The organism is Arthrobacter sp. STN4 (assembly GCF_024539665.1).
GTDB lineage: Bacteria > Actinomycetota > Actinomycetes > Actinomycetales > Micrococcaceae > Specibacter.
Map to the genome: position 1 here is coordinate 1 of NZ_JAKZGX010000044.1, position 13,730 is coordinate 13,730.

Sequence of the window (13,730 nt, forward strand, 5' to 3'; positions counted from 1 at the left end):
CGGCACTGACGGCCTCCTGCACCACGTACTGGATGGCCGGCTTGTCCACCACGGGCAGCATTTCCTTCGGCATCGCCTTCGTCGCCGGGAGAAAACGGGTCCCCAACCCGGCCGCAGGAATAACGGCTTTACGTACACGTGAAACATCAGTCATGCTCTTAGGCTAGCGGATAACGCCCCCTTCCCTGCCCCGCGTCCTGCTAGTTTGGGCAGGTGAAGCACGCACCGTCCCATCCGAACAGGCCGCCCATGACACCCCGCACCAAGTCCGAGTGGCGTTCGCGCCTGCGCGCCGCCCGCCTATCCATGGACGACGCCGCCCGCCGCCTCGCCGCCGACCGCCTGGCTGCCGCCGGGGCCGGGTGGGCCGCGCAGCTGCGCGGGGGCAGTTCCCCGGGGATGGTTTGCGCCTTCATTTCCTCCGGCAGCGAGCCGGGAACCGGCCCGCTGTTGGAGACGCTCTTCGCCGCCGGTCACCCGGTCTTTGTTCCCGTGTGCGAACCCGGGCACGGGCTGTCCTGGACTGCATGGACCCCCGGCGTGGAGCTGGCCCGCAGCGACCTGGCCCCTGTCATGGAGCCGGTGGGCCCGCGGCTGGCTTTCTCCGAGCTGGGTGCGGTGGACGGCATTCTGCTGCCGGCCCTGGCGGTGGACACGGCGGGCGTGCGCCTGGGCCAGGGGGGCGGCTACTACGACCGCTTTCTTGCCGCCCGGGCTGCCCACGCTGCCGGCGGTGGACGCGCAGTGCCGACGGCCGCCGTCGTCCACGTCGGGGAGGTGTTCCCCGCGGGCGTCCTCCCCCACGACGTGCTGGACCAGCCCGTCGGCTGGCTGGTGACCCCCGACGGATGGAGCCCGGCCCGCCCTGCGACGCGGTAAACCAAGGCTTGTGAAATAAGTAACGTGCCCGGGACGTTATGGTAAGTGGTGCTAGAATTAGCACTCGGGACCTAGGACTGCCAGCCAGTGCAAGCACCACTGCACCGGCAACTGCGGTCCCTTCGCATGCATCCAGGAGGAAACCAGTGCCCACTTACGCGTACGCCTGCAAAGATTGCGGCCATGCATTCGACATCCAGCAGTCGTTCAGTGACGACTCCCTGTCCGTCTGCCCCGAATGCCGCGGAAAACTGCGCAAGAAGTTCAACTCCGTTGGCGTCGTCTTCAAGGGCTCCGGCTTCTACCGCACCGATTCGCGCTCTGGTTCCAGCACTGTTCCGGCCGCCAGCAACGCCTCGGGTGCGGGCAGCACGGCCGCTTCGGGGAGCACCGGCAGCGAGTCCGTTTCCGCGTCCGCCACCTCAAGTTCAACGGCCAAAGCCGCAGCCCCGGTCGCCAGCTAACCGTACAAAACAGGCCGGCTGGCGGTCCGGCTGGACCACTGAGGCCTGGCTGGACCCCTGAGGCCCGGCTGGGCCCGGCAGTCTGGCTGACAAGCTGACCGGCCCTGCGACGCCGGCCCGATGGACTCCGGGACGTGGTGGAATATCCCCCTGCGGCCCGTCTTTATCCCTCCACAGCCGGCGGTGAGGCGCCCGTTGCCCACATTCCCGCAGCGGGCCCCTGCCCACGCATCCGGGGCGCGCCTAGCGTGGCCCCATGAGGTCATCCACCAGCCCCGCACGGCGCAGCCGGCAGCGATACAACGCCCCTCCCTCGTCAGCGCCATGGGGCCGGCCTTGGTCCGCCCGGCCGCACCCCGCCCCAGCACCCCACCGGCTGTGGCGCTGGGTCCGGCGCCGTCGCCGGCTCGCCGCGGCCCTCCTGCTCTGTGCCGCCGCCGCCATCGCGGTCCAACAACTCACACCCGCTCCCCCGGCCACGGCCCCGGTGCTGGTGGCTGCCCGCGACCTCCCGGCGGGCCACGTCCTGGCCTTGGCGGACCTCACGGCGGCCGCCGTCAGCCCGGCCATGATGCCCGCCGGCAGCCTGGCACCTCCGGGCTCGGAAGTTTCGGCAGGCCAGGGCGTGAAGGGGCCGCCCAGCAGCGCCGCCGTCGCTTCCCGCAGCGGGCACGCACCCACGTGGGTCGGCATGCGGCTGTCCGGACCCGTCCGCCGCGGTGAGGTGGTGACGGATGCGGCCCTGCTCGGCGACGGACTCCTGGTGGGCGCAGCACCCGGCAGCCAGGCCGTTCCGCTGCGGCTCACCGACCCCACCACCGTGCAGCTGCTGCGCCAGGGCCAGCAGGTGGATGTGGTGCTCAGTGCAGGAACGGGCCTTGACGGGCCGATGAAGAATGAGCTCCTGGCACGTTCTGTGGCCGTGCTCTGGACCCCTGCCTTGTCCGCCCCTGGTGGCGGGCTGCTGCCGGTCCAGGACACAGAGGGGCTTGTGGTGGTCGCCGCGACGCATGACCAGGCCCTCCAGCTCGCCGGAGCCTCGGCGCGCGGGAAAATTTTCCTGGTCCTGGTCAAATGAGGCAGTGCCGCCCAGGGACCCGTTGCCGGCGCGGATGCAATCGGCGTCCAGCCACCCGGGCAGTGGCCCGCACCGGCACCACTGCCCGGCAGCGCCGCCGCCGTTCCAAACTGCTAGCCCCAGTGCGGGGGCTTGTTCTCGCGCAGCCATTCGTCGTGTCCACGGTCGCGGCGGTCGTCGCCCCAGGCGTGGTCGTCGTCATTCGGTGCCACTGTGGGCAGCACCGGGGCGTCGTCCGCCACGGCCCCCGGAGCTGCATGGGGTGCCTGCGTGCCCGTCGGTTTCTTGCCGGTGTTCGTGTTCTTCCCGGGAGTGCCCACCGTGTCCTTGCTTTCTTCACGTGCCTTTGTTGCTTCGCCGCTTTCGGCTGCGTCCGCGCCGTGGGGCTCCGTTGCCCCGGTCCCGGGGCGCTGCACGGCAGGCGGCGTCTGGTCCCCCGCCCCCGAGCGGCGCCGGGAACGCGGGGAATCGATGACGGCCGTCATCGACGTGTCGAGGGCCGTGCCCATCAGCGAGGGCAGTTCGTCGTCGCCGGCTGTGGACACCAAATCCAGGTACCGGCCAATCTGGTCGGCGCAGCTGGAAGGGTCGGTAAAGACTTCGATGGTCCACAACGGCACATAGCGCCAGCCGAGACGTTCGAGCATTTGCGGGCGCAGCCGGCTGCGCTCGCGCACGCTCATGGTGCGGTATTTGGCCGTGCCATCGGATTCCACGGCCACTGGCACGGGGATCTCGTGGTCCTGGCGTCCCAGCAGTCTCACCGGGTCGGGGGCGGCCACAATGTCCAGGGCGCCGTCGTAGTGGTGCCACACCCTGGCGCCCCGGGCGCGGAGGCGGTCGGCCAAATCCGCCACCAGCGGGTCCTCGCCGGTTTCCCGTTCGCTGTCCTCGGCCCGGGTCGCGGGGCTTCCCAGCAGGGAGTTTCCGGCCAGCTCGCGGTCCAGCAATTCAAAGAAGTCCACGGCTCCGTGGCTGAGCCGGTTCTCGTCCAGGTCCTCAGGGCGGAAGCAGGTGATGATGTGGTTGTGGTGGCGGGCCCGGGTCATTGCCAGCGCAAACTTGGCGCGGCCGTCGGGTTCGGACAGCGGACCGAAGCCGTGCAGGGCCCGGCCATGCGGGGTGCGCCCGTAGCCCAGGGAGAAGATCACGCGGTCGCGGACGAGCCCGGCGGCACGGTCCACCGTGACAACCCGGAACGACTCCGGGCCGGATTCAAAGAAGCCTGCCAGCAGCGGGTGGTTGGCCATTTGCAGGCGGATGGCCTGCGCCACGCGGACGGCGTGGCGGTTGCTGGCGGTGATGACCGCCAGGGACTCCCGTGGCCGCACCCGGGCATGTTCAAAGACCATGTCCACCACGCGGTTGACCTCGGCCACCACGGATTCCACGCCGCCGTCGCCGGTGCCGGGCAGCCCCTTGCCGTCCGGGAGGTAGTCCACGGTCAACGACCGTTCCAGCCCGGTGACGGCGCGGCCGTCGGGCAGGCGCTCGAGTTGGGAATCGTAAAAGCCTCGGCTCAGCTGCAGGACCAGGTCCTCATCAACCGCGCGGTAGGCGACCGTCAGCCGGTGTCGGGGCAGGACACGGGAAAGTGCCCCGAACACGCTTTCCAGCGGGTGCTCGTGGGACCGGTTGGCCGGGCTGCCCACGGCCACCGTGAAGCTGCGGGGGCAGGCAGTTTGTTCGTCGCCAAACGCCACTACCTGCTCGGCCCGGGCAATGGCCGGCAAGGCGGACTGAAGCGAGGTGGACTCCGCGTCGAGGATGACCACCGTGTCAAAGCGGAACCCGGCCGGGATTACCGAGGGCACCACGAGGGGGCTGGCGGTGAACACGGGCACCAGGTTTTTCAGCAGGTCCGGGGCCTGGATTCCGAGGGCTTCCAGGGACACCCGGCCGTCCTTGAGGACGTTGCGCAGCATTTCGCCCTGGCGGTTTCGCCCGGCAATCACCTGGCGCCACTCCTCGGCGAGCTTCCAGCGGATCCGGGCGGGGCCGGAGGCCACGTGCGCCTGGTCCGCCAGGCGGAACTCGGCCTCGAGGCGGCGCAGCTTGTCGCCGTCGGACATGGCCAGGTAGTCGTCCCCGCTGATCATTGCCTCAAGGGCGGACTGCCACCAGGCCAGCTCAAGTTCGGCCCGGGTTTCCGACGGTCCCACCTCGCGGCTGGCGAGGTCGTCAAGCAGTTCCCCGAGTCCTTGTTCGCGCATGCTTTCCAGCAGCAGCGTCCGCTCGGGCAGGGTGGCCAGCGACTCCTTGTCCTGGACGAGGGCGTCCAGGCGGCCCACCAGTTCGCCGCCGTTCGCGTTGGCGAGATCGCCGCCGTCGACGGTGCGCTCCAAGGCTGCGCCCAGCGTATTGAGCTTCCCGCTCAGGTCCCGGTAGCTGCGGTTCAGCTCGGCGAGCCCGGCCGGCACTGTCGGGTGCCGTTTGCTGGTGGCGGCTTCCGCCCAGCGTGCACTTTGTTCGCTGACCTGAATCAGCGACTGGTGCAGGTCGGCAATGTGCACCCCGGGCCGGACAAAGTCCTTGGCGTTGCGGCGGTAGCGGGCCCGTTGCAGGGCGGGCATGTCGATGCCGCGTTCGCGGCGCCAGGCTGCGCTTCCGGTTGCGGCAATCATCTCGTCGATGGGCCAGTCAAAAACGTCCGACTTGAACTTGTCCAGGCTTTCGCGGATGGCCACCAGCATGTCGAGCTGGCGTCCCCACCCGGCAAAGGTGTCCGCGGGGCGGATCTGGCCAAAGTCGGCCACTTCGCGCATCTTCTCCGCGAAGGCGGGGACCTCCTTGAACAGTTCCTCGGCCAGGGCGTACGCAGCCTCGGTTTCCTTGCGGGTCACCAGGCGTGCCCCGTGCCAGGCACTGCCGACGGCCGCCTTGCTGAAGGAGCCCAGCTCGGCGGCGCGGCGCAGGCGCCCGCTGAGTTCGACGCGTTCCTTGATGCTGTCCAGGACGCTGCGCTTGAGCCGGACCGTGGTGGCGGGTGCGGGGTGGATGGAGGTCAGCTCGGCCAGCGACTGCATGGCCTGGTAGGGCGAGCAGCCCCAGCGTTCACGCACGTTGTGCAGGCTCGCCACATGGTCCACCAGCTGGTGCCGGTGGTCCACCAGCGTCTGGTGGAGGCTGGCCAGCCGCGGCTCCTCGGCCCGTTCGTTGCGGGTGATGGCACGGATCAGCTGGGACTTGATCTGCTGCGGGCCGGTCTGCGCGCTCAGTTGCAGCAGCAGGGTGTCCAGGTCCATGCTGCCCAGGATCTGGGCCAGCTCGTTGAGGGTGCTCCGGCGCTCCCCCACCACCAGCACGCTCTTGCCGTCGTGCACCAGCTGGGCGATGGCATTGATGGCCGTCTGCGTCTGTCCCGTGCCCGGCGGGGTGGAGACCAGCACGGATTCTCCTTCGCCGATGAGGTCCAACACATACTGCTGCTGGGGATCGGCGTCGCGGACCAGGATTTCATCTTCCGGCTTGCGCTCGTCAAGCGGCGTGAACCGGGCAAAGTCGGGTTCGAGCTCCACCGGGAGCACGTCGCCTTCGCTGTTGCGCTGGAGCCGGTCCAGAAGCTCGGTCCCGGCAAGCAGTGCCGGGTCGCTGAGGTTCCCGGCCAGGAACGCGAATGTGGACACCAGCAGGTCCGGTTCCACGGTGGCGCCGGCGATGGGGGCCAGCAGGTTGCGCAGTTTGTCCAGCACCGGTGCCGGGTCAAAGCGTGCGGTGCTGTAGGCCAGGCGCCCCAGTGCGGCCGCGTCCACGCAGATGTTGGCGTTCTGGGCAAGGTGGGCCACCAAGGCCGGGTTCAGCTGGGCCTGCTCCATGAGCTGGAGCTCGTAGTCGTCCTGCCCGGCCCGCACGGTAAGTGCGACGGCGGCCAGCAGCACCGGCGCGCAGACCTCACCGCTGTTGGGGCCGCCGACTGCCGACCAGCGGGCCAGCCCGGCGGCGAGGTAGCCGACGTCGATCCCCCGGTCCGTGCTCAGCTCAAAGATTTTGGCGCGGAGCGCGGCGGCGGCCCGCTTCGCGGACGAATAGTGTTCCGGTTCGCGGATCAAGGTGGACAGGCGAGTCTTGCGGCCCGCCAGCAGTTGTGCCAGGCCGGACGGGTGCGCGTGGGTCAGGTCGATGCAGCCGGCTTCAGTCTTCCTGAAGGCCAGGGCGGTATCCGGTCCTGCGTAGCTGTCGAGTCCCGCAAGCCAGGTTTGAAGCTCGATGGAGCCCTCATCGGGACCTGCGACGTCGGACACGGATGCCTTCTTCTCTGCGCTCATTCGGAACGGTCTTGACCATACTGACATGCAATTCAGGCTAGCGCCCCAAACTTGCAATGCCGGTCCGGCACACTGGAGGGCGCCAAATTAAGCCCTAATCCGGACTATCGGAGCCCTCCAGCGGGGCGTAAGGGTGATTACTCCCACTCGATCGTTCCCGGCGGCTTGGACGTGACGTCCAGGACAACCCGGTTGACGCCGTCCACCTCGTTGGTGATCCTGTTGGAGATCCTGGCGAGCAGGTCGTAGGGCAGGCGCGACCAGTCGGCGGTCATGGCGTCCTCGGAGGAGACGGGGCGCAGCACGATCGGGTGGCCGTAGGTGCGCCCGTCGCCCATGACGCCGACGCTGCGGACATCGGCCAGCAGCACCACGGGCATCTGCCAGACCTCGTCGTCCAGGCCGGCAGCGGTCAGCTCGGCGCGGGCAATGGCGTCCGCCTTGCGCAGCAGTTCCAGGCGTTCGCCGGTGATTTCCCCGACGATCCGGATGCCAAGCCCGGGGCCGGGGAACGGCTGGCGTCCCACGATCTCGGCGGGCAGGCCCAGCTGGGCCCCCACGGCGCGGACTTCGTCCTTGAACAAGGCGCGCAGCGGCTCCACGAGTTCAAAGCGCAGGTCCTCGGGCAGGCCGCCCACGTTGTGGTGGCTCTTGATGTTCGCCGCACCTTCGCCGCCGCCGGATTCGACGACGTCGGGGTACAGGGTGCCCTGGACCAGGAACTTGATTTCCCCGCCATCGGAGGCGGCCTCGGCCATGATGGCCCGTTCCGCTTCCTCGAAGGCGCGGATGAATTCCCGGCCGATGATCTTGCGTTTCGTCTCCGGATCGGAGACGCCGGAGAGCGCGTTCAGGAAGCGGTCCTGTTCGTTGGCGACGTACAGCTTGGCTCCGGTGGAAGCGACAAAGTCGAGCTCGACCTGCTCGGCCTCGCCTTCCCGCAGCAGCCCGTGGTTCACAAAGACGCAGGTGAGCTGGTCGCCCACGGCGCGCTGCACGAGGGCCGCGGCGACGGCGGAATCGACGCCGCCGGAGAGGCCGCAGATGACCTGGGCGTCGCCGATCTGTTCGCGGATGCGTTCGACCTGCTCGTCGAGGATGTTCCCGGTGGTCCAGTTGCGTTCCAGCTTGGCGCCGTTGAACAGGAAGTTTTCCAGCACCTTCTGGCCGAATTCGGAATGCTTGACCTCGGGGTGCCACTGCACGCCGAAGAGGCACTTTTCCTCGTTGGCGAAGGCCGCCACGGGGGCTCCTGCCGAGGAGGCCAGCACGTCAAAGCCGTCGGGCGCTTCCTGGACGCTGTCGCCGTGGCTCATCCAGGTGTTTTGCGACGCCGGGGTGGAGGCGAGGATGGACCGGCCTTCGCCACTGAGCGTGACGTTGGTGGCACCGTATTCCCGCGAGCCCGTCTTGGCGACGGTGCCGCCCAGGGCCGCGGCCATGGCCTGGAAGCCGTAGCAAATGCCCAGGACCGGGATGCCGGCTTCGAAAAGGTCCGCGCCGACGCTGGGCGCGCCGTCGGCATAGACGCTGGAGGGTCCACCGGAGAGGATGATGGCAGCCGGGTTTTTGGCCAGCAGCTGCTCAGTTGTATGGGTATGCGGCACGATTTCCGAGTACACATTGGCCTCACGCACACGGCGTGCAATCAACTGGGCGTACTGGGCACCGTAGTCCACAACCAGGACGGGCTTCTGGGAAGTCTGGGCCGTAGCGGGATTAGTCACGGTTCAATCTTAACCCACGGCATCCGGCAGGCGGCCCGTACGGGCCGCCACGTGACGGGGCACTCACACCGGCGCCCGGGCCGCCCTGCCCAGTCCAGGTCAGTACCGCTTGCCGGCCTTGGGGTTGGCGGCCACCTCGGCCAGGACTTCGCGGTGGATCCGGCCCTCGACAATGAAGGACAGGAAGGGGACCACGCCGCCCAGGGCGATGAGGACCAACCGGCCAAAGGACCAGCGCATCAGCGACCACAGCCGGAAGTCGGCAATCAGGTACACCACATACATCCACCCATGCACGATGAGCACCAGGGTGGAGATGTTCACCCCGCCGGCGATGACGCCGTCGGCCCCCACGAAGCCAAAACCGTGCGAGGCGCCCGTGATGGAGTTGGTCCCGCCGGCCATCAGCACGCTGTCAAAGCCGTACCGGACCACGAGTTCGATGCACAGCAGCAGCAACATGGTGCCGGTGGAGTAGGCCAGTACCTTGTAGAACTTCAGTGCGCCGAGGATCTGGGCGGGCGTGCCGCCGAACCTGCGCTTGGGTGCGGCCTTCGGGCCGGTGGTCCCTGCCGCGGCGTCTTTCGGCTGGGCCGGGTTCATTTCGCTCACTTTGCTGACTCTCCTAAGTCTTGTTCCACTGCCTCATCGCCGCGGTCGACGCCGAAGAGTTCGTCTTGTTCACGGCGGTATTCGTCGGCCACCAGGCGCCACCACATGAAGACGGCAAACCCGGCGAATACCACCCACTCGATGGCGTAAAAGATGTTCAGCCAGTTGACCTTGCCGTTTTGGTCGGTCGCCGTCACGGTGATGCGCACCAGGTCGCCGTGGCTGGCGGCAGCGCCGACGTCGGTCCCGTTGACCTTTTCCTGGTAGGACACCACAAAGGCTGCGTACGTGGTGGCCTGCCAGATGTTGGTCAGTTCGGCTGAAGACAGCGCGCTGACCTCCCCCTCCGGCAGGTTCTTGGCAAGGACCGGGCCTTCAGAGTTGAGGAGGCGGCCCTCGAGGTGGACGGTTCCGGCCGGTGGCGCCTTGGCGTCCGATGCGTCCGGAATCCAGCCGCGGGCCACGGGGATCACCACTTCATCCGTGGCGGCCTGGCCCGCGGGCTTCACGGCACCATCGACGACAAACGCCGTGACAACCCAGTACCCGGTTTTTCCGTCCTGCACCCGGGACTGGACCACCACCTGCTTGGAGGCGTCAAAGTGTCCCGTTGCCGTCACCAGCTGTCCCTCCTCGCTGCCGAGCATCGGATGCCCTGGCTGCAATGTCGTCACCAGGGGCTGCACCTTTTCGGTGACGGAGGGCGGGGCAACGTCTGTTTGCGTCGACCGGGAAAACTGCCATTGGCTCAGCAGGACAAAGACGGCAGCCACGGCCAGGGCAAAGACCAGGGCTGCAATCCATTTGGGCTTGACGGCGGTTTTTAACACACTACAACGTTACTTCGTAACCGTGTAGAACAACGAATGCGCCGGCAGGCGACGCCTAGTGGTCAAAGAACACCAGCGTGGAGTTGATCAGCTCGGCGATGACCTCTTTGTCGTGGGCGCGGCGCAGGGATTCGCGGAAGTTCTCCTTGAAGAGGCTGCGGGCGAGGGTGGCGAGGACTTCCAGGTGTTCGGAGAACGAGTTTGCCGGAGTGGCGACCAGGAGGACCACGGTGGCGGGACCGTCGACGGCGCCAAAGTCCAGGCTGTAGCCGAATTTCGTGATGCCCACGGCAATGGACGTTTGCGTGACGTAGTCGCTGCGGGCGTGCGGCAGGCCGATTCCGCCAGGCAGGCCGGTGGCCATCTGGTGTTCGCGCGCGCTGACGTGGCGCAGGAAACCGGCCAGGTCGCTGACCCTGCCCTGTTCGAAGAGCTTCGCGGCCATCTGGGCGGTGGCATCATCCTTGGAGCCGGCTTCCATTTCTAAAATCACCAGGCCGGGGTTGGTCAGTTCGGTCTCATACCGCTCAAGCGAACCGGGTGTCATCAGTACCTTTCGTCTCTGCACTACGACTACGTCAGCGGCACGATCCCCGGGGTTCCCAGGCGTGCCGCGTCGGCTGTGACGTCGTCGGGCTGCTGCTGGCTGAGCCGTTCGGCTTCAACACGCGCCAGGTACTGCGCCACTTCGTTGTCCACGCGGCTTGGGCTCCACCCCAAAACGTCCCCCATCAGTCTAGCGGCGACCGGGGCGGCCGACACCCCGCGGTCCCACGCCTCGATGGAGATCCTGGTGCGGCGCGTGAGCACGTCGTTGAGGTGGAGGGCGCCCTCGTGCGTGGCGGCGTACACAACCTCGGCACCCAGATAATCGTCGGCGCCCGGCAGCGGTTCGGCGAGCTTTGGGTCCTCGGTCATCAGGTCCAGCACGTCCCGGGCCATGGAGCCGTAGCGGTTGAGCAGGTGTTCCACCCGGGCGATGTGGATGCCGGACTGCTCGGCCATGCGGTGCCTGCGGTTCCAGGCCGCCTTGTAGCCGTCGGCGCCGAGCAGCGGAATGGTTTCCGTGCAGCTGTCCGGGACCTTCTCATCGAGTGCCCGGCCGGCTTCGTCCACGGCATCCTTGCCCATGACACGGTAAGTGGTGAACTTGCCGCCGGCCACCACCACCAGGCCCGGCACGGGATGCGCGACGACGTGTTCCCGGGACAGCTTGGCCGTCGAGTCGTTCTCGCCCGCCAGGAGCGGACGCAGGCCGGCATAGACGCCCTCCACGTCCTCCCGCGTCAGCGGGCGCTTGAGCACCTTGTTGACGTGTTCCAGCAGGTAGTCGATGTCCGCACTCGTCGCTGCGGGGTGGGCCTTGTCCAGCTTCCAGTCGGTGTCGGTGGTGCCGATGATCCAGTGCCGCCCCCACGGGATGACGAAGAGCACCGACTTTTCCGTCCGTAGGATCAGGCCCACCGTGGATTGGAACCTGTCGCGGGGCACCACCAGGTGGATGCCCTTCGAGGCGCGCACCTTCAGCTGCCCGCGGTCCGTGACCATGGCCTGGGTTTCATCGGTCCAGACGCCGGTGGCATTGATGACCTGCTTGGCCCGGATTTCAAATTCCTCGCCGTTTTCCTGGTCCTGCACCTTTGCCCCGACGACGCGCTCGCCCTCGCGCAGGAAGTCGACCACCTTGGTCTGGTTGACGGTGTGGGCGCCGTAGCTGGCGGCCGTGCGGATGACGTTGGTGACCAGGCGTGCGTCGTCAACCTGGGCATCGTAGTAGCGGATGGAGCCGATCATGGCGTCATCCTTCAGGCTGGGGGCCGCGCGGAGGGTGCCCCTGCGGGTGAGGTGCTTGTGCATGGGGAGGCCGCGGCTGTTGCCGCTGGTCAGGCCGAGGGTGTCGTACAGCAGGATGCCTGCGCCGACATAGGGGCGTTCGAAGAAGCGTTTGGAGAGCGGGTAGAGGAACGGCACCGGACGGACCAGGTGCGGCGCGATGCGCTGAATGAGCAATCCGCGTTCCTGCAGGGCCTCCTGCACCAAGGCAAAATCCAGCATTTCCAGATAGCGCAACCCGCCGTGAATCAGCTTTGACGACCGCGACGACGTGCCCGCCGCCCAGTCGTTGGCTTCCACCAATCCGACGGTCAGCCCCCGGGTGATGGCGTCAAGGGCCGCACCGGCACCCACCACGCCGCCGCCAACGATAAGTATGTCCAACTCCTGGCCGGGGTCGGACGAGCCCTTCAGCGCCAAGAGGTTCGCTTCGCGTGCTGCCGGGCCCAAATTGCCGTTGGGATGGGCTGAAACGGACATTGCGGACCTCCTGGAGATACGACTAGCTGACACCAAAAACCTTACGCGGTTGCCGCCAAGAAAGGCAGGGGGACCAAACCCGCTGTGGACCCGCCCCCATCCCTCCCCCACTACCAGCCACTACCGACGCTCGGTTGCAATCGGGGGCGTTTCGGCTGACGCTCGGTTGCAACCGGGGCTGTCTCCGGGAAGGCTCCGGCAGCCGGGCGGGGCTGTGGATAACTTATAGCCGGGCTCGAGGATCTGGGGTAGCTTGTTGTCTAGCTGAAACGGGGCTCCAGCAATGCAGGGTCCCTCCTCAACGCACCCGGGGGTCCGCATGACGACCAGCAAGCCACACTCGCATCACCGCGACGAGCACCGACAGGCAGGGCGAAAACTGCGTGCAAGGCCTTTGCTGCGGCGTGGGCGCCGACGAGCCACCCTGCCGGCCGTGGCCCTTGCCGCAGTGCTCGCCCTCGCCGGGTGCGGCACGGACTCGCCACCGAACAGAGCACCCAGCCCCGCCAGCGCATCGGCCACAGGTGCGGCTCCTCCAACCACGGCGGCGCCGACGGCGTCGTCCACCCCGGTGTACAAGCCCGCCACCGCCAACGGACCGGCGCAAAACGTCCCCGTCCCGGTGCTGCCCCCCAAGGCCAAGGAATTCTCCAAGGCCGGACTCGAAGCCTTCGCCACCTACTGGTACTCCACCCTCGGCTACGCCTTTGAGACCGGCAATGCCGACCCGATGATGAAAATAAGCGACGCGGGCTGTGAAACTTGCACCTCAATGAAAAACGTCGTGATTCCATGGCATTCAGAGGGTCGCTGGATCGTAGGCGGCCAAATGTTTGTATTGTCCTCCGAGAGTTCATTTGTCGAACAACCCGACCACAGCTACCAAGCGATCACAGAAGTCCGACAGCAACAGGTCAAGTTCTTTAGGGCAGACAAGTCCCTCGCAAAAAACATGGGCGTAACCAAGGCGGTCGCCGACATCGTAGTCGCCATACACGACGGCGAGCAATGGCGCGCATTGACCGTTGAGCATCTTGCCGGCAGTTCAAAATGAACCTCAGACTGAAGACTCAACGGCTATACGGGGTATTCATGATGGCTCTATTGTTGTCCACAAGCGGTGCGAACTCCACGGTTCCGAATGGTAAAGATGACCCTGCGACAGCGGACTGGAACCGTGGTGGCATTGACACCCGAGCATGGGTGCCATTGCCCGGAAACGAAAAGTCGTGGGGCCAACCGCCCTCGCCCGGACCGCAAGACCCGTACATTTACGATTTTCGCCTTGCTTGCCTTGCCGGCGATGACGGGATCTACCCCGAATGTGCCGCGAGCCTGCCGGACTGCTCAAAAGCTAAAGGTGGTGCCGCCATTTGGTGGTATCACTCACTGAGAAACGCTAATCCACCGAGATGGCGCTTTGACTCGGGCCCTGCCTGCATCTACACCGAAAAACCCCGCGACATCCTGGCCGAGATCGCCGCGCAGATCAGCCACGAATTCCAAAAAACACCCGTCCAACCCGCCACCGTCGGCTCCCAACCCGGCCCCCACACCCTCCG

At 67.1% G+C, this 13,730-nt stretch carries 11 protein-coding genes and 1 pseudogene; 5 read left to right on the forward strand and 7 right to left on the reverse strand.

Annotated elements, in window-relative coordinates; genetic code table 11:
• A partial coding sequence (locus MMF96_RS18610; protein WP_256884391.1) for a sugar phosphate nucleotidyltransferase occupies positions 1-154 on the reverse strand: 154 nt, incomplete at its 3' end.
• 95 nt (positions 155-249) lie between these two features.
• On the opposite strand from MMF96_RS18610, the gene MMF96_RS18615 reads away from it, so the two are divergent.
• From MMF96_RS18615 to MMF96_RS18625, 3 genes are all read left to right on the forward strand, one after another.
• Complete coding sequence (locus MMF96_RS18615) at positions 250-879, forward strand: 5-formyltetrahydrofolate cyclo-ligase (RefSeq protein WP_256884386.1); 630 nt, start codon at positions 250-252, stop codon at positions 877-879.
• Positions 880-1,025: 146 nt separating this feature from the next.
• The gene (locus MMF96_RS18620; protein ID WP_176615186.1) at positions 1,026-1,343 is read left to right on the forward strand and encodes an FmdB family zinc ribbon protein; all 318 of its coding nucleotides are present in this window, start codon (positions 1,026-1,028) and stop codon (positions 1,341-1,343) included.
• Positions 1,344-1,599: 256 nt separating this feature from the next.
• Positions 1,600-2,421: an RcpC/CpaB family pilus assembly protein gene (locus MMF96_RS18625; protein ID WP_256884387.1), complete on the forward strand. Its 822-nt coding sequence runs from the start codon at positions 1,600-1,602 to the stop codon at positions 2,419-2,421.
• 113 nt (positions 2,422-2,534) lie between these two features.
• Here the strand turns inward: MMF96_RS18625 and MMF96_RS18630 are convergent, their stop codons facing one another.
• The 6 genes from MMF96_RS18630 to MMF96_RS18655 all read right to left on the reverse strand — a co-directional run bounded on the left by MMF96_RS18630 (position 2,535) and on the right by MMF96_RS18655 (position 12,168).
• Positions 2,535-6,686, reverse strand: coding sequence for a DUF4011 domain-containing protein (locus tag MMF96_RS18630; protein ID WP_256884388.1), 4,152 nt, complete (start codon positions 6,684-6,686; stop codon positions 2,535-2,537).
• Between the two features lie 137 nt (positions 6,687-6,823).
• The gene (guaA, locus tag MMF96_RS18635; RefSeq protein ID WP_176615184.1) at positions 6,824-8,413 is read right to left on the reverse strand and encodes a glutamine-hydrolyzing GMP synthase; all 1,590 of its coding nucleotides are present in this window, start codon (positions 8,411-8,413) and stop codon (positions 6,824-6,826) included.
• A gap of 99 nt (positions 8,414-8,512) precedes the next feature.
• A complete protein-coding gene (locus tag MMF96_RS18640; protein WP_176615211.1) occupies positions 8,513-9,016 on the reverse strand; it encodes a DUF3817 domain-containing protein in 504 nt (167 codons plus the stop codon).
• Positions 9,017-9,021: 5 nt separating this feature from the next.
• Positions 9,022-9,855, reverse strand: a complete 834-nt coding sequence (locus MMF96_RS18645) for an SURF1 family protein (RefSeq protein ID WP_176615183.1) — start codon at positions 9,853-9,855, stop codon at positions 9,022-9,024.
• A 55-nt stretch (positions 9,856-9,910) separates the two neighbouring features.
• Positions 9,911-10,402: a PTS sugar transporter subunit IIA gene (locus MMF96_RS18650; protein WP_176615182.1), complete on the reverse strand. Its 492-nt coding sequence runs from the start codon at positions 10,400-10,402 to the stop codon at positions 9,911-9,913.
• 26 nt (positions 10,403-10,428) lie between these two features.
• On the reverse strand, positions 10,429-12,168 hold the full coding sequence (locus tag MMF96_RS18655; protein WP_256884389.1) for a glycerol-3-phosphate dehydrogenase/oxidase: 1,740 nt from the start codon (positions 12,166-12,168) through the stop codon (positions 10,429-10,431).
• Between the two features lie 433 nt (positions 12,169-12,601).
• Between MMF96_RS18655 and MMF96_RS18660 the strand changes: the two genes are divergently transcribed.
• Entirely contained in the window at positions 12,602-13,222 is a 621-nt protein-coding gene (locus MMF96_RS18660) for a DUF6318 family protein (RefSeq protein WP_256884390.1), read from the forward strand.
• A 38-nt stretch (positions 13,223-13,260) separates the two neighbouring features.
• Positions 13,261-13,730: pseudogene (locus MMF96_RS18665) on the forward strand (hypothetical protein); the annotation flags it as partial.

What these genes read in the sequence shown, in the direction of transcription:
- MMF96_RS18615 (WP_256884386.1), top strand. Translation starts at nt 250, where the DNA reads ATGACACCCCGCACCAAGTCCGAGTGGCGTTCGCGCCTGCGCGCCGCC.
- MMF96_RS18640 (WP_176615211.1), bottom strand. Translation starts at nt 9,016, where the DNA reads ATGAACCCGGCCCAGCCGAAAGACGCCGCGGCAGGGACCACCGGCCCG.
- MMF96_RS18650 (WP_176615182.1), bottom strand. Translation starts at nt 10,402, where the DNA reads ATGACACCCGGTTCGCTTGAGCGGTATGAGACCGAACTGACCAACCCC.
- MMF96_RS18655 (WP_256884389.1), bottom strand. Translation starts at nt 12,168, where the DNA reads ATGTCCGTTTCAGCCCATCCCAACGGCAATTTGGGCCCGGCAGCACGC.
- MMF96_RS18630 (WP_256884388.1), bottom strand. Translation starts at nt 6,686, where the DNA reads ATGAGCGCAGAGAAGAAGGCATCCGTGTCCGACGTCGCAGGTCCCGAT.
- MMF96_RS18625 (WP_256884387.1), top strand. Translation starts at nt 1,600, where the DNA reads ATGAGGTCATCCACCAGCCCCGCACGGCGCAGCCGGCAGCGATACAAC.